The sequence below is a fragment of the Arthrobacter sp. 9V genome (genome assembly GCF_902506065.1).
Taxonomy (GTDB): domain Bacteria; phylum Actinomycetota; class Actinomycetes; order Actinomycetales; family Micrococcaceae; genus Arthrobacter.
In genome coordinates, this window is record NZ_LR733048.1 from 26,342 (window position 1) to 47,998 (window position 21,657).

20 protein-coding genes and 1 pseudogene are annotated in these 21,657 nt (G+C 59.7%); 8 read left to right on the forward strand and 13 right to left on the reverse strand.

Going from position 1 to position 21,657, the window contains the following annotated elements; genetic code table 11:
* Positions 1–24: 24 nt before the first annotated feature.
* Positions 25–1,008, forward strand: a complete 984-nt coding sequence (locus tag BACI9J_RS23830) for a substrate-binding domain-containing protein (protein ID WP_159736773.1) — start codon at positions 25–27, stop codon at positions 1,006–1,008.
* A gap of 178 nt (positions 1,009–1,186) precedes the next feature.
* Here BACI9J_RS23830 and BACI9J_RS23835 read toward each other — a convergent pair whose 3' ends face one another.
* The 3 genes from BACI9J_RS23835 to BACI9J_RS23845 form a co-directional block, all read right to left on the reverse strand.
* Positions 1,187–2,473, reverse strand: a complete 1,287-nt coding sequence (locus BACI9J_RS23835; RefSeq protein WP_159736774.1) for a hypothetical protein — start codon at positions 2,471–2,473, stop codon at positions 1,187–1,189.
* Between the two features lie 761 nt (positions 2,474–3,234).
* Positions 3,235–3,495 carry a helix-turn-helix domain-containing protein gene (locus BACI9J_RS23840; protein WP_201296740.1) on the reverse strand — a complete coding sequence of 87 codons (261 nt, stop codon included), beginning with the start codon at positions 3,493–3,495 and terminating at the stop codon, positions 3,235–3,237.
* Positions 3,492–4,601 (reverse strand): tyrosine-type recombinase/integrase, encoded by a 1,110-nt coding sequence (locus BACI9J_RS23845; RefSeq protein ID WP_159736776.1) that lies wholly within the window; start codon positions 4,599–4,601, stop codon positions 3,492–3,494. The genes BACI9J_RS23840 and BACI9J_RS23845 overlap by 4 nt, the downstream gene beginning before the upstream one ends.
* A gap of 159 nt (positions 4,602–4,760) precedes the next feature.
* Between BACI9J_RS23845 and BACI9J_RS23850 the strand changes: the two are divergent.
* From BACI9J_RS23850 to BACI9J_RS23870, 5 genes and pseudogenes are all read left to right on the forward strand, one after another.
* Positions 4,761–5,606, forward strand: a pseudogene (locus BACI9J_RS23850) (DUF4113 domain-containing protein); the annotation flags it as partial.
* A 27-nt stretch (positions 5,607–5,633) separates the two neighbouring features.
* Positions 5,634–5,948, forward strand: coding sequence for a hypothetical protein (locus BACI9J_RS23855; protein WP_159736777.1), 315 nt, complete (start codon positions 5,634–5,636; stop codon positions 5,946–5,948).
* Entirely contained in the window at positions 5,948–6,346 is a 399-nt protein-coding gene (locus BACI9J_RS23860) for a hypothetical protein (protein ID WP_159736778.1), read from the forward strand. The genes BACI9J_RS23855 and BACI9J_RS23860 overlap by 1 nt, the downstream gene beginning before the upstream one ends.
* Before the next feature lie 9 nt (positions 6,347–6,355).
* On the forward strand, positions 6,356–6,499 hold the full coding sequence (locus BACI9J_RS23865; RefSeq protein WP_201296741.1) for a hypothetical protein: 144 nt from the start codon (positions 6,356–6,358) through the stop codon (positions 6,497–6,499).
* Positions 6,500–6,626: 127 nt separating this feature from the next.
* Positions 6,627–7,388, forward strand: coding sequence for a hypothetical protein (locus BACI9J_RS23870; RefSeq protein WP_159736779.1), 762 nt, complete (start codon positions 6,627–6,629; stop codon positions 7,386–7,388).
* 31 nt (positions 7,389–7,419) lie between these two features.
* Here BACI9J_RS23870 and BACI9J_RS23875 read toward each other — a convergent pair whose 3' ends face one another.
* From BACI9J_RS23875 to BACI9J_RS23910, 8 genes are all read right to left on the reverse strand, one after another.
* Positions 7,420–7,782, reverse strand: a complete 363-nt coding sequence (locus BACI9J_RS23875) for a hypothetical protein (protein ID WP_159736780.1) — start codon at positions 7,780–7,782, stop codon at positions 7,420–7,422.
* A gap of 97 nt (positions 7,783–7,879) precedes the next feature.
* Positions 7,880–8,407, reverse strand: coding sequence for a hypothetical protein (locus BACI9J_RS23880; protein ID WP_159736781.1), 528 nt, complete (start codon positions 8,405–8,407; stop codon positions 7,880–7,882).
* Positions 8,408–8,563: 156 nt separating this feature from the next.
* The gene (locus BACI9J_RS23885) at positions 8,564–9,043 is read right to left on the reverse strand and encodes a hypothetical protein (RefSeq protein ID WP_159736782.1); all 480 of its coding nucleotides are present in this window, start codon (positions 9,041–9,043) and stop codon (positions 8,564–8,566) included.
* A gap of 333 nt (positions 9,044–9,376) precedes the next feature.
* On the reverse strand, positions 9,377–12,409 hold the full coding sequence (locus BACI9J_RS23890) for a type I restriction endonuclease subunit R (RefSeq protein WP_159736783.1): 3,033 nt from the start codon (positions 12,407–12,409) through the stop codon (positions 9,377–9,379).
* Positions 12,410–12,413: 4 nt separating this feature from the next.
* Positions 12,414–13,625, reverse strand: coding sequence for a restriction endonuclease subunit S (locus BACI9J_RS23895; RefSeq protein WP_159736784.1), 1,212 nt, complete (start codon positions 13,623–13,625; stop codon positions 12,414–12,416).
* Positions 13,615–15,102 (reverse strand): type I restriction-modification system subunit M, encoded by a 1,488-nt coding sequence (locus tag BACI9J_RS23900; RefSeq protein ID WP_236558910.1) that lies wholly within the window; start codon positions 15,100–15,102, stop codon positions 13,615–13,617. Before BACI9J_RS23900 ends, BACI9J_RS23895 begins: the two co-directional genes overlap by 11 nt.
* A gap of 430 nt (positions 15,103–15,532) precedes the next feature.
* Entirely contained in the window at positions 15,533–16,132 is a 600-nt protein-coding gene (locus BACI9J_RS23905; protein WP_159736786.1) for a hypothetical protein, read from the reverse strand.
* A 364-nt stretch (positions 16,133–16,496) separates the two neighbouring features.
* The gene (locus tag BACI9J_RS23910; protein WP_159736787.1) at positions 16,497–17,075 is read right to left on the reverse strand and encodes a recombinase family protein; all 579 of its coding nucleotides are present in this window, start codon (positions 17,073–17,075) and stop codon (positions 16,497–16,499) included.
* A gap of 543 nt (positions 17,076–17,618) precedes the next feature.
* Here BACI9J_RS23910 and BACI9J_RS23915 point away from each other — a divergent pair.
* On the forward strand, positions 17,619–18,197 hold the full coding sequence (locus BACI9J_RS23915) for a hypothetical protein (RefSeq protein ID WP_159736788.1): 579 nt from the start codon (positions 17,619–17,621) through the stop codon (positions 18,195–18,197).
* Between the two features lie 105 nt (positions 18,198–18,302).
* Here the strand turns inward: BACI9J_RS23915 and BACI9J_RS23920 are convergent, their stop codons facing one another.
* Together BACI9J_RS23920 and BACI9J_RS23925 are read right to left on the reverse strand one after the other, a co-directional pair.
* Positions 18,303–18,641, reverse strand: a complete 339-nt coding sequence (locus BACI9J_RS23920) for a hypothetical protein (RefSeq protein ID WP_159736789.1) — start codon at positions 18,639–18,641, stop codon at positions 18,303–18,305.
* Between the two features lie 533 nt (positions 18,642–19,174).
* Positions 19,175–20,872 (reverse strand): FG-GAP-like repeat-containing protein, encoded by a 1,698-nt coding sequence (locus BACI9J_RS23925; RefSeq protein ID WP_159736790.1) that lies wholly within the window; start codon positions 20,870–20,872, stop codon positions 19,175–19,177.
* A 413-nt stretch (positions 20,873–21,285) separates the two neighbouring features.
* Here BACI9J_RS23925 and BACI9J_RS23930 point away from each other — a divergent pair, with 413 nt between their 5' ends.
* Entirely contained in the window at positions 21,286–21,648 is a 363-nt protein-coding gene (locus BACI9J_RS23930) for a hypothetical protein (RefSeq protein ID WP_159736791.1), read from the forward strand.
* Positions 21,649–21,657 lie beyond the last annotated feature (9 nt).

Genomic DNA, 21,657 nt, shown 5'->3' on the forward strand with positions numbered 1-21,657 from the left:
AAACGCTCAACGAGGAGTAAAACCATGTCCGTACGCACTCTCAAATGGAAAGCCGCCATCGCCCTAACTGGGGTCCTTCTTAGCTCCACCGCTCTGACGGCATGCAACCGGGACACCGGAGCGGCAGCCGCCGGCCAAAGCGGCGGCGGAGAACGAATGATCATCGGCTTTTCGCAAGGCACCATGAACCACCCGTGGCGCGTGGCCATGGTGGACCAGAACGTCGCCTACGCCAAGGAGAACCTGAGCAACGTCGATGTGAAGGTCACCGACGGCCAGAACAGCGCCTCAACCCAGGCAAGCAACATCGAAGCTCTCATCGCCCAGCACCCCAAGGCCATCATCCTTTCCCCCCTTACAGCAGATGCGCTGACTCCGGTGGCCAAGAAGGCCATGGACGCAGGCATTCCCGTGATCACCTTGGACCGTGAAGTGAACACCCCCGTGACCACCCACATCGGCGCCGACAACAAACAGATCGCCGAAGAAGCAGGCAAGTTCATGGGTGAAAAGCTCGGCGGCAAGGGCAACATCATCGAGATCCAGGGAACCGCCGGCGCCTCGGCAACCATCGACCGGAACAGCGGCTTTGCTGACGCGATCTCCAAGTTCCCCGGCCTGAAGATCGTCGCCTCCACCGACGGTGATTACCAGCGCAACAACGCCACCAAATTCATCGAAAACAACATCCAGCGCTTCAAGTCCGGCGAAGTCACCGCCGTCTACGCCCACAACGACGAAATGGCACTCGGCGCCCGCCTGGCCCTCGAGCAGGCCGGCGTCGCCGACAAGGTCACCATCGTCAGCATCGACGGACAAAACGAAGCCATCCAAGCCGTCGCCGACGGCAAACTGGCCGCCACGTTCACATACCCATACTGCGCGCCCGAAGGCATCAAGGCAGCCTACGACGCGGCGACTGGCAAGACCCCGGACAAGAAGATCGTCCTGAAATCCGTCAAGATCGACGCAGAAAATGCCAAGGAATACATCGGCAAGGGCTTCTGACAGCAGGCCTCTCAGCAAAAGGGTGGGCGCCGACGCGGTAGTGTCGGCCCCCACCCTTTCTTGCGGCAGCACGACAAGAATCTGAGTTACCGCGTACCCGGCTGGTCTGCCCCGCAGGTGTTCCCTTCCGTAGCTGCCTACGATGGGTCGGCATCGTATGCTGTGGCCGGGTTGGCCCCTATTCGGCAAGCCGGATTCGCGGATAGTCGACCCAGTCGCGGCTGCTGAGAGCCGACCAACGTGTTGCCGTGTGGATGGAAATTCCCAGAAGGGAAGCAAGCACTGCAGGTGGAATGTCACGGGCGAGGTTGATCATGGCGGTGCTGCGCCCCGCACGTGAGTTGATACCGCGACGTCTGAGCGGCTCGGTCATTGCCGCAGTTGTCAGGTGACGTCCTGGTTTGCGTCCTGCGAAGAGCCAGATATGCTCCCCGGTTGACGCGCGCCGTGCGCTGTCCAGGAGTTGCCGTACGAGAGACGTCATTGCTTCAGGTAATTCGATCGGATCTGAGCCAAGGCTAATTCGGATGGTGTCGCTGTCGATGTCCAGGTCATCTAACTGGATTGTGACGACACGGGTTGCCGTAATCCCGTACAAAAGCATCAGCAGTCCGCCCACACGGGCGGCGAAGCCGAGATCGTCCGCGTTCAAGAGATACTTCACCCATTCCCAGCGCTGGTCCTCCGACACTGCAGTGACGCCGGGGCTGCGTTGTGGCAAGTACTCACTGCGCAGCCGGGTGAGTCTCTGGTTCCTTGCCCATCGAATGAACGGTGTCAGAGCGGCACGCCCTCGCCGGTGTGTCACAACGTAGTTATCGAACAAGCGTTGTGGGGTTGATTCAAGGCTCAGTCCCAGACTGTCGAGGTGCTGGAGGAACTCGGTGACAGCAATCAGGTGTGCCTTTGACTGCCGATAACGGCTGCTTTCGTCGGTCTTACTGAGATGGGCTTCATTGGAGAACTGAGGATTCACGGCCCACGCTGCGTAGCGCTGCAGGAGCGATCTCTCGTCAGGTTTTGTGAGCGAGGCAAAGAACTGTCTCTGCCACACTTCAAGCCGGACTCGATCGAAGTTGTCCACGGGTACTACTCCTGCCTCCATGAGGAGGGCGGCGAAGTATCCTGTGGCTCTGGCATTGGGAAGTTCAGCCACAGCGCGAAGGGAAATAGCGGTGTTTCCTGTGGCCATGGCCTTTACAACAACGGCCATAGGGCTGCGGAGTACCCAAGTAAGGATTGTTTGGGCGTTCCCGTCCTCGCGCAGCAGGTATGTCTCGAGCGGCTTGAGCTTCGGATGGGGCTGGCCGTTCTGGTCCGTAATCAGGCCGCGGACTTTGTCTGGGAGTAGGCATTTGGCGCAGTAGACACCGTGCAGCTTCTGCTGGTCGCCCCCGCAACCATGACAACAACCGGACTTTCCTACACCGGCGCATTCACCGCAGATCGGCCCGTCCTCGCTCACGTGCGGCGAGATTCGCACCTCATGGCAACTCGAGCACGCCCGCGGTCTGCGGTTCCGGCGTAGGTAGCACCTCATACACACGGCTCTGCCGTCGGCTCTGCTGGCAGCAGGCCGATTCTCTGCACAAACCACACACGTCACAGGTGGTGCTGTGTAGCAGCGCCGGCATACAGGCCCAGCGAGATTTCGCGCCTCAGGAGTTTCGGCCATGCCGCAGGCGATGCAGGTCTCCTTGCTGCGGGGATCCCCGCGGAAACAGGCACGGCAGTAGGGATTCCCTGCCAGCAGGCGGTAGCCGCCGGGTCGTTTCTGGCCGCACCCGCTGCAGTCAGGGTTCCTGGCGTTGCGGCTGCATCGATCACAATGCTTGCCTCCCTGGCCATCCCTATGTCTCAGCTGCTTCGTCAGCCCGCAGGACGAACATTTGGGCAGCTGAAAGAGGAAGTGGCCTTGCCTCCGCAGGTCACGAATGAGCCGTCGTGTTGTTGGCAAAGCGTCGGAATGACCGGAAACAAGCACGTCCGGTTTGGCGCTAAGTTCACGAGCAAGCCTGACCAGGGCTTTGGGGCCACCGGCTTGTTGCGCAGAAGCGGTGATGACGGAAGCTGGAAGATCCGGCATAACGTCCTGGCATGCACGAATGATCTCCACAAGGCTTTCCGCACCGCCTGGGGCGGGATCGATCATGCTCCAGTTAGCGGTGGACGGGGTTTGTGAATGCGGGCAGGCTTAGGTCGCAGCTGACCCAGAGAGCCGCGAGTCTACTCAACCGGGGCGGTCTTCTCCTCGACTATCCGAACCTCGATCAGATCCGACGGCGTGCATCCCAACGCGGCGCACACTGCACCAATAACGTGCAGATTGGCTCGTTCCGGTGTTTGAGTGACGAGCCGGAAAACCTGTTCCCGGGACAGGTGTACCCCGTACTGCTCCAGAAGGGGAATAAGTTCTGTCGTCTTAAAGAGACCATGTTCGGCCATGATCCTACGGAGATGCCAAACCGTTTCAACTCCCGTACTCACGACACCTCCAATGTGTTGAAGCGGCGCAGGGCATCAGCCAGGATGCGATTCTTGAAATCCCCGCTGACAGACGTATAGATCGACGTTGTCGATGCGTGCATGTGGCCGACCTGTTCCTGGACGAAACGGTCAGCATACCCGTACTCAATCAAGTGGGTCACATAGGAATGACGCAGGCAGTGAAGCGTCAAAGCTGGGTCCATGCCTGACTCCCTGCGTAGCGCGGCAAACCGGCGGTCCAGATACTCGCGCGACACCCGGCTCCTTCGCTCGGTAGGCCACATGGCAGCGAGTTCTGCAGGTGCGAACAAGTCCCTGCCTTCCTCTACCCACTGCCGCATGCCATCGATCCACCATGCGAGCTCGGGAACCAGCAGCACCGTCCGGCGCTTGGGCGTACCTCCCCTGCTGGACTTAGCAAAGCGGACCGACAGGGCGGCATACTTTCCCCATTGCGGGACCTTCGCATTGAAGTGAAGATCTGCAAGATCAATGCCTCGCAGCTCGGACCTTCGCAGTCCGAAGGCGTAGGCAGTCTTGAACATTTGGGCGTCCCGGAACGCGGCAAGTGCCCCCTTGCGCCCGCTCGTCAGAATCGACTCAACTCTTGCATCCGCGTAGTCAAAGAAATTCTGAAGCTCCTCGAGGGTCAGTGCACGCCGTGACGGATGGCCTTCATAGTCCTGAACGTGTCTGGTGGTGTTCCACCTCAGACATATCTGTGACGGGGTGTCGCCGAACCTTGCCTCACAGATCTCCACCCAGTCGTAGTCCGGGCTGATCAGGTAGTCACAGAACAGACTCAGAGCGTTATGCATGTGTCTGATGGTCGAAACGGCACGGCCTTTGGAACGGAACATTCCCGAATATTCGTCAAGATCACTCGCCTGCCATTGCCAGGGATAAGAACCGGCATAGTCACAGAAGCGCCGCACGATTCCGAGGCGGCCTTTGATCGTGTCCTCCGCCAGCCCGCGGCTTTGCTGCTGCTGGGTCCATGATCCGAGCATCGATTCGAAGACTGCTTCTTCGGGATGAAGGAGTTCCAAATCGCTGTCGGAACCAGCGGCTCGTCGGAGCTGGGTAACACCAAGAAAATGTTGCATCAAACACAGGACTGTATGGATAGATGCAACTTTAATCAAGTTTGGCACGTTCTCCCGCGCGCCTAGGCTGAAAACGAAGACGTCGCAAGACGAGGAAGACGGCCATAAATCATCAGTCCCCGCACGTTATATTGCATTAGATGCAACAGTCCACGGTTGAAGACGCTCGCGAAGCTGTGCAACAAGTGGGCGAAGAATAATCTTGCCTTCAACGGTGTCTGCCGCTGGGAGTCAGTGCCGGCCGAACAGCGCGAAGCTCTGATGGCCAAGCTGTCCGTGATCGAAATCTGGGGCGTGGCCACCAGACTGACCAAGCGCCTGAACGCGATGGGGATCTTCTCGATCCTGGACCTGACCCGCGCGAATCCGGTAGCGATCAGGGACAAATTCTCCATCGTCATGATGCGCACCGTCCTGGAACTGCAAGGCACCCCGTGTATCCCGATGGAAGAGGAACGGATCGGCAGAGACCAGCTGATCTTCTCCCGGTCCTTCTCCACACCGATCACCACAACTGCAGGGTTGCGGCAGGTCATGAGCGTGTACGCGCAAATGGCCTCCGCACGTCTGGCAAAACACGACCTGCAAGCGAAGGTGCTGACCGCGTTCGCGGCGACGTCGCACTTCAACCCGAACGAAAAATCCTTCCCCTCCGTGTGCTTGGCGCTGCCGATGCCGACCGCTGACCCGGTTTTGCTGACCAAGGCCGCCCACGCGCTACTACCCCAGGTCCGCGAGGGCGTGAAGTACGTCCGGGCCGGGATCATGGTCACTGACCTGCGCCCGTCAGGGAACCAGAAACCCTTGGAACTGTTCGAGAACCCCCACGAAGAACGCGGCATCGGGATCCTGCTCGAAGACGTAGCCAAACGCTACGGCCGCGGCTCCATCGGACTCGGCCATGCCGGGCTAAAAGGCGGCCCGGACTGGTCCATGAAACGCGACATGCTCTCCCCCAGGTACACCACCCACTGGGACGAACTCCCCCTCGTCAAGGCCGCCTGACCGGCGCCACGTAAGAAAGGAAACACAATGACCCTTGCACCCGAATCCCCCACAACCGGGCATGCCGTCGATGTTCGGTTCAGCCCCGACGGGACCCCGTTGGCGATCCGGCACGACGGCAGGATCTGGATGGTCGATCCCGACGTCCACACCGCTCACTGGTTCACCAGGGACGCCTGGTGGGAAACCCGGACCCGCGCCGCGGTCGGTACCGGCGATCTGGTCAGCGTCGAACATTGGCAGGTCCAAGCCCGACCGCCCCAAGACAGCGGGGAGCTGCGCACGTTCACGCTGCGGCGGGAGCCGCTGGCAGAGGTGTGGCAGCTCGAATCCATCAGCTAATGCCGGCTGACCTGTACCGCTCCCCCGTCCCTGAACAGCTGTGGGAGCGGATCCGCACCGAATTCCACCTCCCCAGCCTGGAACAGGTCCGCGAACGACTTTCTGCCGTGCATGAGGATCCCGAACCGGTCATTCGACAGCTGGTTCGGGTCTTCCTGGACGGGGGGACGTATTGCCCCGGCTACCAATTCCGGCCTGATCAAACTTTGGAGCCGGTGGTGGTGGCACTGTTCGAACGGGCCATGGAGCTGCGGATCCCGCACAACTACTTCGCACTGTGGATGATGGTCCCCTCCCCTGCCCTGCAGGGGACACGGCCCGTGGATCTGGTCCGCAGCAGCGATGCCTCGGTCCTGCTCGCGGGGTTGGAACGGACCTTCAGAGACAAGGCGGCCTAGGATATGGGAGTGAAAGTGACCCTGACCGTAGAGGCCGCCGACGGCAAACTAAGTTACGTTGACGCCGAAGGCGAGACGTACGAAGAAGCCAAAGCCGCCGCAAAGGCACTGATCCCGGAAAGCTCCAAAGCCATTGTCCTCCGCACGGACTAGCAAAACCCGCCCTAAGAGCCGGGACACACGAACCTCGGAACAGTCCGCCCAGCTGATAGCCGATTTTTACAGGGATCACGGATACCTGCCCACCCAGCGCACACCTTCCACCGGGGAACACAAACGCTTGGCGCTAGCCCTTGAGCGGCTACGTCGACTCAAAGCCGCCGGGACCCTCCCCGAAGATGCCGCGCGGATCCTGGATGAGGCTCACCCGCACTGGACCGGCAGGGCCGATCACGCGACAGAGCGCTGGCAGCGTACAGCAGAGGACTTCATTGCCTGGGTGAAGCAAAACGGCAGATTCCCGAGCGCGGCTGCTGATGACTCAGCGGAACGGTTCCTGAGCCGGTGGTTGTTTCGGCAACGCTATGACGCGCGCCGGGATCGATTCCCGGCCCGCGTGTGCGAGCTCGATACCCGGTTGCCTGAATGGCGTGAGACCTTCTCGGACCATCAGAGGCAGTCGTACCTTGAATCGGCGCAGCAAGTCGCCGCCTATGTAAAGGAGCATGGCACTTTGCCGGCCCCGGACGGACGGGACGGCAGCGAGGCCGAACGGCTTTCAGAGGTTCTGTGGGTGCTGCGGAACCAGAAGAGAAACGGTCGGCTGTCCAAAGACGCCATCCAGACGCTCGATGAGGCCTTCCCTGGCTGGCTGGACGGGATCACGCTCAACGTCGAACGTCACTGGCAAAAGCGAGCCGCCGAGTTCATCGAATGGGTCAAAGAGAACGGTAGGCACCCGCACCGTGGCGCTTGGGACCCCACAGAACGGGCACTGGCCGGTTGGGTCGCGCGACAAAAAGTGCATGCCAAGAAGGGCGAATACCCGGCGCGTATCAAGGAGCTAAACAAACGCTTGCCCGGATGGGACCGAACATCTTGACCGGGAACCCCGAGTCCAACTGCATGACCGCTTACCGGCATCGTTCCTCATCTTCGCGGTCAATCAACCACTGTTCGAAGAGTTCTTCGCCTCTGTCGTCCGGCATCGCCGTCGGCAGTACGCCAAGCGCAATTTCCAGGAATTCGGCGCTGACAGGGACACCATGGCTCTCGTCGCTGTCGAGGCTCAGTCGGGCCCGAAGTTCCTTGAACCGTCGGCGTTCACGTTTGATGGCTTTCCGCCTCGCAGTTTCATTTAGCGCGTCCAGGGACTCCTCCCCGGTGACGGTCAGTGGTGTGATGATTCGCTTCTCGGCACCGCCCAGAAGTCCTAGGGCGACGTCTAGCGCAACGGCAAGGACTTCAACTTCATCATCGTTGAAAGATATATTCATGAGTCCATCGTTCCTTTGACGTCAGACAAGATAGGGTCCGGTCTTGATCGAGCGCATGGCCAAGGGACGTCCGAGCAGCTGGCTAACCCACCAGCTGCTATTTATCGGCCCAGCGTTCGTGGGCGGCTTGGCGGCTGATCCCAGCGGCCCGTCCGATCTCGGTCCAGGAGGCGCCGGCCGCCTTGGCTGCTGCGACGGTTTTATCCAGGCGGTGCCCGGCTTGGCGGTGTTCCCTGGCAGCTGCCTCCACACCGAGGATCGCTTCGGACGGTGCGATGTGGACAAGCCATTCCGCCTGAACGGCGTCCTCCACCTCGCCCGAAACGTCGGCAAACTCGCCGATCGGAACGTACTCCTTGCGGGTAGCAAGGTCAGCGTCGGCAGCCGTAAGAACTCTCTGCCACAGCTCCCCCTGCCACCCACACGTGCAGGCACCACGCCAGCTCATGATCAGGTCGTTAGGAACGATCTCCTCATCAGGATTGAATTCCCCTGCAGGCGGGTATTCACCGGTGATCCCGTGGAAAAGTATTCCTGCTCCGGTCGAACTCCCTGATAGCCGCCCGTCGGGTGCGACAAAAGCCACCCAGCCCTCATGTTGGTAGTCGTTGGATGTCCATCCCATGGCTTCATGCCTTCCTGTTGCCTGGTCTTGTCTTTGTCACTTTTAGGGTCGAGAAACTCGCGCAACGCCGTCGCACTTAGCCGCTTCGCGGCGTCCTCTGATCTGGCTAGTCGGGCTGGTGTCATGCAGGCAGTTTATTGGTGTCTGAGTCGCCACCTAGCGTCCTCCAGGTTGCGCCGCCTTCCGCAGCAGGCGGGCGACCTCGGGGGTCATGGAGTAGCGCTCACCGTCCCAATCCCAGATGTAGTGCCAGGAAGTTCCCCTAGGGGTGATGTACACGGGAAGCCCCGCACGACGAATTGCTTTCCCGACGCCACCGAGAACGCCAGCCACGCCCGGAGCGCCTTTCGGATACTTGCTCAGATCGGCGAGTTCTTTTGGAAGGAGGTGCGCGGTCTCGTTACGGGCCCCTTCTATCAAGTGACGAAGAATGCCCTTTCCCGGAAGCGAGATCTCATTCCATAGTTGTGCAGCCATGGTTGGAGCTTCGTCAGTCTCAATCCAGGAGGGAACAGTCCCGGAAGGCAGCTGGGTGGGCGCATCGGGATTAGGGACGTCGGCCACGAACTCTCCAAAGCGGATGTAGAACTCTTCCACCCGGTGATCGGGAACGTGCACGGTAACAGGAATAATCACTTGGACTCCAAGAGGGGTTATAACCGGGGTTGGCGCTTCTGAGTATGGCTTTTATAAATTCCAACGTCAAGCGCGGTTGCAACCTCCCTTGAAGTCGGGCGCCCACGAAACCTTTTGGGCAGGCGGCGTCTTACTCGGCTTAGTGCACTCCTCCACTTGAGGACTCACTTTTCAGACAGGTGTTCCACTTCCTTGGGATTGGGACGGCGTCGATTACGGCCCAGGGTTCAAGGGGCGGGATGCGGCCGACCTATGCTGCAACCGGGGCACTCACCGAGCGCGAGGGCGCCACAAGCAAAGCTTGAGCTTGAGAAAGCCCGAATTAGCCGACGCTCAGTAGTTTTCTGAGACGTATGCATAGGCGCGGTCAAAGAGTTCCCCTGCCGCGGGCAGCCCGTACCGGAGGAGGACCTTGCGGATGGCGATTCGAACGGCCTTGTCGCCTTCTTTGGTGTTATTCCACCCGTCCCAGCGGACTTCTTTGACGATGGCGTCAATATCTGAGACGACTTTCCCGACGATAACGGGCACATCCTGTGGCTTGTACTCCTCGAAAATTTGAGTGAGGGCGCCGACATTCGGATCCGGCAGCAGGTCTAAGCCTTCAGCCCCGGCCTCATTCTCTGCCCGTTCAGCGGCGGCCAGGTCTCGTGCCAGGTCCAGGAGATCCCGGAGGAAGTCCACGGAGTCGTGGGCTTTAGCCAGTTGGCGTTCCCGAAGCCGTTCCAACCGTTCGGCCAGGGTTTTGTAGGCCGGGTGGGAGCCTTGGGCGCCTTCGAGTCGCTTACGCAGGCGGGTCGCGATATTGTCAATGACCTCGCCAGCGGTGGTGACCTGGGTGTCCCCTGTGCCTGCTGAGGGGTCGATGACTCCAGCTTCAATGAGGCGTTTGATGGTGCCTTCGTCGGCGATGACTACGTCTACCCCGGTGTCGCTGACGGTAACCTCTCCGATGTGGCCGTGGACGAGCTCCAGGGTCTTGGCCCCGAGCCGGTGCCACAGCAGGTCCCGGGTGTCGTCCGCAGGCGCGACAGAGGCATACACCTTCGACAGCCACCTGTAGTCATCACGGTGGGCTTCCAGGCGGAGGTCCGGGTAGGCGGCCTCCCAGATGCCCTGCAGCATCCCGTACTGGGCGGCGAACCGTTCCATGGCTTTATCATCGGGAATCCGGTCATGGGCGGCCTGCAGCGCCTCAAAGCCGCTGGAAGTCCGGTCGATCCCCGCGAACCGGTCTAATACGTTCGCAATCTCGAACTCAAACTGCTCCAGCAGCGAATCCGTCTCGATCTCCTTGCGGGCGTGTTCCGGGTTGGCCGGGGACATGGCCCTGGCGAACCCGTCTCCGAGTCCGACGTAGTCCACAATGAGCCCGTAGCGCTTCTCTTGGCCAGTAGTTGGGTTCTTCCAGTTCCGGTTGGTTCGAGTGATCGTCTGGTAGAGCGTGTGCAGCTTCATCGGTTTGTCCAAGTACATGACGCCTTCGATGGGCGCGTCAAAGCCCGTACCGAGTTTGGAGGTCACGACCAGAAATTTCAGTCGTTCCCCGAGCTGGCGGAAACGGTTGAGCAGCGCCTCTTCCTTCTCATCGCTGAGGCGGAACTTCTGCCAGTCGGTATGGTCTTTCGTCTGCACGGACATGACAACGGCAGCCTCGTCAGGGCTGGCACCGTCCGGAGCTCGGGCCTGCAGCTGCCTGGTCAGCTCCTCGTAGTAGGCGACGCACAGGCCCCGGTCGAATACGACAACCTGTGCTTTCATGCCCAGTGGGTCGATCGTGGAGTAGAAGTGGTCGATGATGTCCGCGCAAACTTTCCGGACCCGTTCCGGGTTGGCGAAGAAAGTGCGGCTGTCGGTCGCCTTTGCCGCGACGTATTCTTGCTCTTCCTCCGTCAGGCCTTCCTCGGCAGCGAGCTCGTCGAAGGCCTTGTCAAGGTCAGCCTTGTGGATATGGAAGTCCACCAGTCGCGGCGAGACGTGCATGGGGACAGTGGTGCCATCGGCGATGGACCGGTCTGAGTCATAGGTGTTCATCGCATGATTTGGGTCGTCCGGGTCCCCGAAAAGCTCGTATGTGTTGCGGTCCTCATCAGCAATGGGTGTTCCCGTGAAACCGAAGAACCGGGCGTTTGGGAACGCGGCGCGCAGGAACTTGCCCAGCTGGCCTTCCTGGGTGCGGTGCGCCTCGTCGATCAAGACGATGATGTTCTCCCGGGTGTTCAGCACTCCGGCGTTCCGGAACTTGTGAACCGTTGAGAAGACCAGTCCACGACGGTCCTCAGAGAGAAGACGGCGCAAATCAGGCGCCGACTCGGGTGCTTCCAGGGACGGCATGCCGGTGCGGAGAAATTGGCGGTACATCTGGGTGACCAGTTGGATCCGGTCCGCGATCAGAATGATGGACGGGTTTTTCAGCCTGGGTTCGTTGACCAGCTTCACCGCGGCGAACAGCATCGCCAGAGTCTTTCCCGATCCTTGGGTGTGATGGATGAGGCCCTGCCTCTTCGTTCCATGCAGCGCACGGGCGTGGATGGCCCGGACAGCCTCAACCTGCGGATAGCGCGGCACGATCTTGTGAAGGCGGGGCAGTCCGGAGTGCTTGCCTTTCAGCTCGAAAGCGGTGAAGTCGGCGATCACTGACAGCACTGTGGGAGGGTTCAGCATCAGTTCGACGCTGCGCTTCACCCGAGGCCAGCCGGCCGGCAGGATGTCCTCCTCGGTGGAGCCCCACACGCCCCACGACTCAATGTCCTGTCCGACGCCGCCATAGTGAAAGTCTTTGCCGTCCGTCGCGACCGAGAACGCATTGGGCACGAAGAACTCAGGCCATCCCGGTTCATAGATGGCGTGGATCTCGTGGGCGGCCTTCAGCCAAGTAATCCGGGCATCCAACCGCGTCTTGGTTTCAATCACGACCAATGGGATGCCGTTTACCCAGAGGACCAGGTCGAAGCGGCAGGAGTGACCGGGCGTCCCGAAGGTGACCTCGTCGGAAACGACCAGGATGTTGTTGGCTGGGTTGGTGAAATCGATCAGCTGTACGGGGTCGAAGCCGTCCCGGCCTTGGAAGCGATGCGTCTTCTGCCCGCGGAGCCACTCCACGAAGTGCTGGTTGGTCGGGACCAGCCCGTCCTCCCGCGCCGAGAGCATCATGCTCCGCAGGGGGGTAAAAATCTCAGCAGCACGCTCAGGTACTTCCGCTATGGCAGGGTTCAGGCGAGCAAGTGCCGCCCGGATGTCGGCCTCGAGCAGTACATCCTCGGTGTGCCGATCCAGCTGATGACCGGGGATGTGTTTCCAGCCAGCGGCCACCAGCAAATCCAGGATCGGATGCTGCACCGCATTCGCCTCGTTGAACCCCGCCATGAACTTACGCCCCCATTAGTTCGTCATACGTTTCTGGAATTCTATGTGCACCGGACAGGAGAGCTGACAGCAGTTCGGAGTGGACGTGGCGAATGGAATCGAGGTTGCTCTGTTCAGCGTCAATTGTGTCCGCCAGGGCCTCGGCGGCCTCGATAACCCGAAGTGAATATGAAGCTTCCGGAATTCGGACAGGCAATTCTTTCACGAGCTTTACGTTTACACGCTCGACGGTCTGTCCAATCGATCGCTCCCGTAAGAAGCGCTGGTAGGACTCAGACAGGAGCGCCGCCCAGATGTAGGCGCCAGGGATAGAGCCCGTGGGGCGCAGGAGCACCGTGCGTTGACCAAGGCAAAGTCTTCCCGTTGATGGGGTTACCAACGCCACTTGGCCGACGGGAGCCTCACGCGTCAGGACTACGTCACCAGGCGTCGGCTCGGCCCGTGCAGTCCATTCGAGAAAAGTCGCCTCCGAGACGGCTTTCGCCGTTTCCAGCAAAAACCGGCCACCGCGGATGTCTGATGTTCCTATGGACCTGGCGAATGACTCCTCAGCGGTCGCCGGGGCCGTCTTGTGTTCGCAATCAATAACACGGAACTGCTCTCCCAGAGCGACTGCCTCGTCGGCTGGCGGGACACCCCCCACCATCTTTTCCAAGGTAGAGGCGAACAATATCTTCAGCTTCGAAAGCTTTTCAATCTTTGACCTGGTCACATCGTCAACCGCGTCAATCAAATCGACTATACGCCGCTGCTCATTGGCGTCAGGAAGGACAAAGGAGTGGTCGGCAACATCCCCAGCACGAACCGCAGGGTAGTTGCTGCCCGTGCATTTCCGCACCATGTCTTCCACAAACCTTGGTGTGCGGACAACTGCCCACAGGAACTCAGGCGACACGAATTCTCGGTTGGCACGAATAACCGCAAAACCCGTTGAAGCTACCTCGCCTTCGAGATCTGCTGGTACCGGCGCGAAAGCCCGGAGGTTCGGGCGAACTGTTGACACCAATACGTCGCCAGAACGAATAAGGCGCCTTGCTCGGCCAGGAGCGTCTCCAAAAGCAACTTCTTGAACCTTATCCATCTGGATCCCTCTGTTGGCATCTACAGATGCGATGTCAACGTACTTAATGATGTGCGGCGGGTCCCAAGCTGGAGTCTTCTCCGGGTTAACTGTTGCAACGTTGCCCAGACGGACATTGCGCCAATCAGAACTCAAAGCCGGCCGCCTTCAGTTTGTCAGTCAGGATAGCCTCAGCGGCAGCCAGCTGTTCCCGGCTTTCCTGATAGGCGATTAGCGCTTCTTCAACGTTGATCTCGGCGAGGCTTTCGGACGTGATGTACCGGCCGAAATTGAGATCGAAGTCGTTCTCCTCGATTTCGTCCAGTCCTACCAGGCGCAGGCGCAGGCGTTCGTCACCATCGAAGCCTTCGCCTTGCTTGTAAGCAGCGTCGATGACCTTGATGTCGTCGTCGGACATTGTGTTCTGGTTCTTGCCGGCGACGACCCGCTTCGACGCGTCGATGAACAGAACCTTGTTCTCGCGTTCGGCAGGCTTTTGTTTGCGGAAGATGAGTAGACACACCGGAATTGACGTCGAGTAGAAGAGGTTGTTGGGCAGACCGATGACGGCCTCGAGCAGATTCTTTCGCACCAGGCATTCACGGATTGCGCCCTCTTTGCCGCCCCGGAAGAGAACACCGTGGGGCATGACGACGCCGACCCGACCTGTGTACTCCTTCATGGAGGCGACCATGTGTTGGATCCAGGCGTAGTCGCCGTTCTTCGCCGGCGGCACGTCGCAGACAACGCGGCCGTAGGGGTCGTTGGCCCAGCCTTCGGCCCCCCAGTTCTGCAAGGAGAAGGGTGGGTTGGCGATGACGACGTCGAACTTTTGCAGTCCGTCGCCGTGTAGGAGTTTTGGTTCCCGAAACGTATCACCGCGAACGACTTTGAACTCCTTGAGCCCATGCAGGTACAAGTTCATCTTTGCGATGGCGCTGGTCGTCAGGTTGATTTCCTGACCGTGCAGCCGGAGGGTCCTGGGGTCTCCCCCTGCTTCTTTCACGGCTGTCACTGTTTCAACGAGCATGCCACCGGAGCCGCAGGCGGGGTCGGCGATGGTGTCGCCGGGTTTCGGGTCCAGAATCTTCACCAGCAGGTGAACGACATGGCGCGGGGTGAAGAACTCGCCGGCCTTCTTCCCGGAGGCTTCGGCGAATTCCCTGAGCAGGTATTCGTAAGCGGAGCCGAGCATGTCCCCGTTGACGCTGTCCGGGTCCAGGCGGACGGAGTGGAACGAGTTAAGCAGTGCGGCCAGGGCGGACTGCGGAAGCCGTTCCTGGTTGGCCCACTGCACATCACCAAAGACACCAGCCAGCGCGTCCGGATTCGCCTGCTGGATACGCTGCAGCGCATTGTCCAGCTTCGCACCCGTCTGCTGGGCGGTCTCGATGACGTCCGACCAGTGACAGCCGTCCGGGATAACGAACGTGTGGTAGTCAGCCTCGATCTCGGCCGTCAGCGCGTCACCGAAGTCTTCCACTGCTTGGTCGTGCTCATGGTCCCAACTATCACTGATCCACTTGAAGAACATCACTGGGAACACGTAAGCCTTGAAATCGCCAGGGTCGACGGGACCGCGCAAAGCATTGGCAGCCGCCCAAAGGGTCGACTCAAGCTGTCTTTGCGTCAAATGTCCTGGCTCAGTGGTCGAGAGCGTCAAAGTAAGTTCCGATCATCAATCTTGTGCCGACCCACAGTGTGAGACGGGTAGTCAGGGGTCGCCGGGAACCTGCGTAGCGCTCGGCGGACATCTTCGCCATTTTATGCATGGGGACCTCCCAATCTAAGGCCGACCTACGGGCGCCAGCGAGAAAGACCAAAGAAGACACCGATACTTCTGGGCCGTCCCATTTCCTTGGAAGTGGCACACCCCAAGCTGGGACACTCGCCCGTTGTAGTGGCATTCCTTGTTCGTCTGCATAGGTTCCGAAATCCACTGATCTTGGTCTCAGTAAGTGATTCTCCACCGAGCAGCGTCCCAGCGTGAATCTGAGACCCCCAACTGGTGGACGCGTTTCATGCCGAACTAACGGGCGTAGCCGATCAGCGTCTGCACTTCATTACCCGGCTCCTGTTTCTCCGGTTCCGCTTCCAGCCGGGACAAGTTCCGGCTGAGTCGCCGTTGCCGATTCCTCCTGCAATGCTTGAGTCGCTGCAGGCGCGGCCTGTCCACGGCGTTGTTCGAGCCCCTGGAAGTTGCTCTTGTGTTCTGCCACCCGAGTGAACCAGCGAGTAGCCATGAGAACGACGCCCGCCGCCAGCAAAACGTAGGGAATCATCCACACAATGTCGCTTTGCGGCAAAGGACCCAAAGGGCTGAAGAAAACAAGGACGCACCAAGCAATCCCGAGAATCATGAATAGAGTCGGCTGCCAATAGGAGGTGAAGACAGGCTTCAGAGAAGATGCATACGTGTTGGCGGAGTACATAGCCCTCCCGATGAGTTCCTTGCGCAGGTCCTCCTTGACCACGAGGTCCGGGTCCCCGGGATCCAGCGGGGTTTCGGCTAAAGACTTCGCCAACTTCAAGGATTCGTCCGCCCGGCGATAGGCAACCGCTTCCCGATTCGTCGCACTCCGCATGGCCAGCGATACCGTTGCCGTCGCACCGGACAGTCCAACCAAGACACCGCCCACCTTCAGCCACTGATCAAAATCCATATTTATCCCCCAAATACGAGTCAACGGCCCAGGCCAACTGCTGGCTCCTGGCGTTCCGTCGTCGACTAACTATTTTACGAGTCGAGTTATGCAACACCGTAGCTGAGACGAACCAGTTAGGGGCCGACGGATGAGCCTTCCGCTGTATTTTCGTTTCAGCTGCGCGCTCAGCGCAGGCAAAGCAGGTCAGTCCAACTTCCGTAGAACCGAGACGCTCCCCCGTGGAATATCGCTATCCGGTGGCGACTGGCAGTGCCATCCGCAGCCAGACCTCCGCGTAATACTCCCGTCCCAGATGTTGTCCCAAATCATCTGCCGTGGAAAGCAGTTACAAAGACAACTTCCGGGATAGTTCCTCTGTGGCTCAGGAGTGCATGGCTAGGTATCGGTAGACGGTCGCGCGGCTGGCTCCAATGATCTTTCCGATGTCCGCCGGTTTGAGACCGCGAGCTTTCAGTTCATGTGCCCTCTTGACCTTCTCGTGGTCAGTGGTGACCTCCCGCCGTCCGGCTCTCCGTCCGTTGGCAGCTGCTGCCGCCATGCCAGCCTTGGTGCGTTCGGAGAGTTGGTCTCGTTCAAGCTGGGCGAACGCGGAAATGATAGTGACCATAGCCTGGGCCATCGCTCCCCCGACTTCACTGGCCGGGTCAGTTGCGATGCCATCCCGGAGGGAGCGGAACTTGATGCCTCGTGCCTTGAAGTCATCCAGGAGCTCGAGCAGGTGGCGGGTGTTGCGTCCCAGCCGGTCCAGCTTCCACACCACGACTTCATCCCCTGGGCCGAGACGGTCCAGCATCCGGTCCAGCTTCGGACGACTCACCCTGGTCCCGCTTATCCCCTGGTCCTTGTAGATTCGCTCGCACCCGGCAGCTTCCAGTTCCCGGATCTGCAAATCGGTGTTTTGGTCAGCCAAGCTAACGCGGGCGTATCCAAGGCGTGCCATCACTTCTCCGGGTCTTATCAAAGGACAAATATGGGTGATGTTGAGAATACCCTAGTGAGACACATTGTTGGGACAAGTGAGTTGCCGGAAGTTCGCGAGCCTGAGTCCTCAAGCGGCCCCAGTCCCACGGCTCTTATCTAAGGATCCTTGAACGATGCACGGTAAGCGATCCTTCACCGGACGCGGGGTGGGTCGGCCATACACTGTCAGAATGTTGAAGAAATGGTCACCTCGAAGGACGTATAGAGATGACCCGTCCGGTCCGGAAGAAGTAGTCCTGGGCCAACATCGGTCGATAGTGCCCTATTCCGTCCTACGGCTCGCCCGTCAAGAGCCAGCCGCAGTTCGGTCAAACTCGTGAAGGTCATCTATACACGGGCCGCCTCGTTGGTTGGAGAGCGGTCTCTCGAAGGTAGCGGTTGGCTCGAACTCGACACAGAATATACGGTGACCTCCCTACTGGCATATCCCAGCGGGCGGGTAGAGATACAGCTACTTGTAGATGATCAAAGGAGCCTGGCTTGGGTTGATTCCAGAGCGGTTATGACCATTGACGGAGCAATTCCGGAAAGTTGGGAGGCCAGACTTGGGGACGGAGGTGTGCTCAAACTCGCACCGCATAAATGGCTTGTGCCCGGATTCTGCGAGGACTATTACGACGGTGACCCCGATGCCGCCGAGACGGTCAAGGAAGAACTGGACAAGATCGCCGGTCGCCAAATGCACCCCGGCATGCCTGCCCTGAACGGGCCAATGACTTCACAGGAACTGCAATCCGCGGGCGAGCAGGTCGCGTCCGCCCAGGGAATAGACAGATGGAAGGGCTTGATGCTGGTGCTGCTCCATCACATCAGAGAACTACCGTCGCCTCCTGAGCTGCAGCCTGTCCTGGCCACAGCAGAATCGTACTGGTCGCTGGGAAGGGGAATCCCCGAGACTCTGGAGACGGCCAAAGGCAAATGTTGGAACTACCTGGACGGTTTCGAGACGCACAGGCATCCCACCAATCCAGGCACAAGGTTTGCCCGAGCACTGCTGTGCGTCCTGGAACCCCTGGGCGACGAGGACTCCCAGTCTGGTACATCGGAATGGTTCGCAGGCGTGGTCTGGGACATCTGGTGAAGACCCTCGACCTTGCTATCCCAGACCGCCGGTAACGGTCGGCCGGTAGGGGATCCGCAAGCGTGCACTGCAGCGGGACGCCGGCTGGGGCCGGGCCGTGTGTTGTCAGACTTCTTCGACGTGCCAGTAGGCGAGGACCGCGAATGCGGCACCCACGAGGGCTCCGGCGATGCCCGCGGTCGCCCAGAGATTAAGGCTCAACCTCAGCGGCATGTTGCTAAACAGCGCCAGGGTGGCGGCGGCGGCACCGATCATGGCAACCCCTCCGGTGAACAGCGCCCGTCCTGGTCGGGACGTTGATTCCGGGACCAGAAGCTGGAAGAAGCTCACAATACCTGCAACGATCAGGCCAAGGATCGACGTGATCACCCCTATAAAGGCGAGACTAAACAGACTCCAGGAGATCTCCCATGCCTCAAGCTGATAGCCCCAGTTCAAACTCAAGTAATAAATCACTGCAAGTACAGCGCCAAGAACGAGGCGTAGGCAGAGCAGTCGGGGAGTGAGTGGGCCACGGCGCCACCATCCTCGCCGCGATTTAGTCCTGGCCATATTTCAGCACCGCCTCTCGGAAATTCTCTGCTTGCTTTATCCATGTATCGCGCTGCATACCGACAGCCTGACCCACATTACTGCGAAGTTGGCACTAAGGGCCCGGCAGGCCGAACCAAAAGCGTCTCATAAGCCGATCCGTTACCGGTCACCAGGCGGCCGGTATAACGCCGGTCAAAAAGACGGGTCGGAAGCCGGATGAGCAGGGCCTCTGAAAACCGGGCAGGATAAGCCTCAGGCGCCGGCCCACGAATATCTAACTCTCTTGCTAGATCACCCCTGTTCCTTCGGGAAACATGACTCGTCGTCTACGTCTTCTTCTTACGGCCTCTGCGCTGTCTTTAGGGCTGCTTTCTTGCTCGAGGAATTTCACAGGAACGCTGCCTGGGTTCTAAACGACGACCTGATTTTGCAAACTGTCAGCCTTAGGGAAGAGAACTCATTATGTTCCATCCCGAACCAATCTTCAGAGGTGGTAACCATGAACCAACACCGTTTCCCGGGTACATCCACAAGGCCCCTCCACCGTCGCGGGCCAAAACGTCCGGATGCCCGTCACCGCTGAAATCACCCGGTCCAGTCAGTTCGGACATCACATTCCAGCCCTGACCCACGAGAACCCTCGGCAGCCACCCCCCAACACCGTTTCCCGGGTACATCCACAAGGCCCCTCCACCGTCGCGGGCCAAAACGTCCGGATGCCCGTCACCGCTGAAATCACCCGGTCCAGTCAGTTCAGACATCACATTCCAGCCCTGACCCACGAGAACCCTCGGCAGCCACCCCCCAACACCGTTTCCCGGGTACATCCACAAGGCCCCTCCACCGTCGCGGGCCAAAACGTCCGGATGCCCGTCACCGCTGAAATCACCCGGTCCAGTCAGTTCAGACATCACATTCCAGCCCTGACCCACGAGAACCCTCGGCAGCCACCCCCCAACACCGTTTCCCGGGTACATCCACAAGGCCCCTCCACCGTCGCGGGCTAAAACGTCCGGATGCCCGTCACCGTTAAAATCACCAGCGCTGACCGCAGCGCTGATGCCATTCCAGCCCTGCCCGACCTGCGACCTCTGGAGCCATCCCCCGCTTCCATTTCCGGGATACAGCCACAAAGCTCCGTTGCCGTCTTTGGCCAAGACATCGGGGTGGGCGTCGCTGTTGAAGTCCTTATTCGCATGATCCCGCACGACCGAAACTGTGCCGTCACTGCCGTTCGCTACGTAGGCAATATGTCTGATAGGGTCTACGCCAACGCCGACCGGCGCCTCACCCACGCGGATGGCTGACTTAACTCCCAGTCCGCTGATCATCGATAAGTTGTTGGCATATAGCGTTGTCATGTACACCGAGTGCGTCGTGGGGTCAACGGCTATCCACTCCGGCGCCCCGCCAGCTATTTGCATCGAATCTACGACGCTGGTTCCCTCCACGACGTACAAGCGTCCGCCCGCCGAGGGGGAGGTGACGTAGATCTTGTGGGTGTACTGGTCCACCGCGACACCTTCAAGCCCATAGCCATTGACATCGACAGTACCTGTTACGGCGTTGTCTTTAATGACATACAACTTCCCGTCCCCGCTCGGCGCATAGACCGTGTGGGTGGTGGGGTCCAGAGCGACATCCCATGAGTCATGGCCTACGGCGATGGTTGCGGTAACTGCGCTTCCGTTGATGACGGAAATCGTGCCGGACTGGGAGTCAGCAACGTAGACGGTGTGGGTAGAGGGATCCACGGCCAGGCCATGTGGATGGCCGCCTACGGGAATGGTGGCAGTGACCGTTGTCCCCTTGATGACCGAGACAGTGTTTTCACCCCAGTTGGCCACGTAGACGGTGTGAGTCACTGGATCTACGATCACGCCTTGAGGGTCCCGCCCCACGGGAATCCTGGCGGAAACGGTGCTGCCGTTTATCACAGCCACCGTGCCGGAACTGTAATCGGTGACATATACCGTTCCTGTAGCCGGGTCAACCGCGGCTCCTGCAGGAATACCACCAACACGAATTGTCTCCGTGACGTCCGGGGCGGCCATTGCAGAGCTAGTGACCAGAGGGCAAACGGTAATCGCAGCAGCGATTGCCGCGGCTGCCCAAACACGGCCGAAGGAAGGGATTCGCATAACTGCTAATCCTACTGTTGCTGTGGGCCCACTAGACCCTCATGGGCGAAGCGAAAGCCATTCCCGCATAAGTAGGCGAACACGACCTCAGGTCGCCCCTGGACCGGCAAATAGGACCCGACGAGCAGCGTTCGGTGAGGATCCCCTTGCGGGCGCCGGGCCGAGGTTGCGCGGAGGCGTAAGCGCGCGGCGGTAACGCCTCGACCTGCTTCGCGGTGCGTCGGTCACTTGAACAAGAATCACTCGATGGCTTGGATCAGCATCGCAAGCCTGGCCTTCGGATCGCGGAAGGCGTTCCGGCGAAGTGGCAAGCCATCCCCGATAAGGAAGCCTACAGTTGTTGATTGCTGCGCCTGAGTTATCCGTGGGTGTAGCGGTGTCCTCGACCAGTTTGGAGTGAGGTATTGAATAGCGTGGAGCTTCAGGCAGTTGCTAAAGCAATATCGATTACGGAAGGCATTGATGAGTGGCATGGACTGATGAAGGTGCTGCTTCAGCATCTGTCGGTTCTGCCCATTCCGGCGGAGATACAATCCTCTCTGCGGACCGCAGAGGCCTATTGGAGCGGCGACAGTACCTTCAATGCCAATGACTTAGAGAGGGCTAGGTCCAAGACTTGGGAATACTTGGACAGTTTCGCCGAGGGCGCTGATCTGAAGACCCGGGAAGGGAGAACGGCCCGCGCTCTTTTGTGTGTCACCGAACCAGACGGAGACATAGAAACACGGTCAATGAAGGCAGACTGGTTCGCCGCAATGATTTGGAATGAGACTTGAGCGCGGAGG

Coding starts and splice junctions, on each gene's coding strand:
- BACI9J_RS23845 (WP_159736776.1), bottom strand. CDS start 4,601: ATGCAACATTTTCTTGGTGTTACCCAGCTCCGACGAGCCGCTGGTTCC.
- BACI9J_RS23880 (WP_159736781.1), bottom strand. CDS start 8,407: ATGGGATGGACATCCAACGACTACCAACATGAGGGCTGGGTGGCTTTT.
- BACI9J_RS23890 (WP_159736783.1), bottom strand. CDS start 12,409: ATGGCGGGGTTCAACGAGGCGAATGCGGTGCAGCATCCGATCCTGGAT.
- BACI9J_RS23905 (WP_159736786.1), bottom strand. CDS start 16,132: ATGGATTTTGATCAGTGGCTGAAGGTGGGCGGTGTCTTGGTTGGACTG.
- BACI9J_RS23875 (WP_159736780.1), bottom strand. CDS start 7,782: ATGAATATATCTTTCAACGATGATGAAGTTGAAGTCCTTGCCGTTGCG.
- BACI9J_RS23855 (WP_159736777.1), top strand. CDS start 5,634: ATGACCCTTGCACCCGAATCCCCCACAACCGGGCATGCCGTCGATGTT.
- BACI9J_RS23860 (WP_159736778.1), top strand. CDS start 5,948: ATGCCGGCTGACCTGTACCGCTCCCCCGTCCCTGAACAGCTGTGGGAG.
- BACI9J_RS23830 (WP_159736773.1), top strand. CDS start 25: ATGTCCGTACGCACTCTCAAATGGAAAGCCGCCATCGCCCTAACTGGG.
- BACI9J_RS23915 (WP_159736788.1), top strand. CDS start 17,619: ATGACCATTGACGGAGCAATTCCGGAAAGTTGGGAGGCCAGACTTGGG.
- BACI9J_RS23910 (WP_159736787.1), bottom strand. CDS start 17,075: ATGGCACGCCTTGGATACGCCCGCGTTAGCTTGGCTGACCAAAACACC.
- BACI9J_RS23925 (WP_159736790.1), bottom strand. CDS start 20,872: ATGCGAATCCCTTCCTTCGGCCGTGTTTGGGCAGCCGCGGCAATCGCT.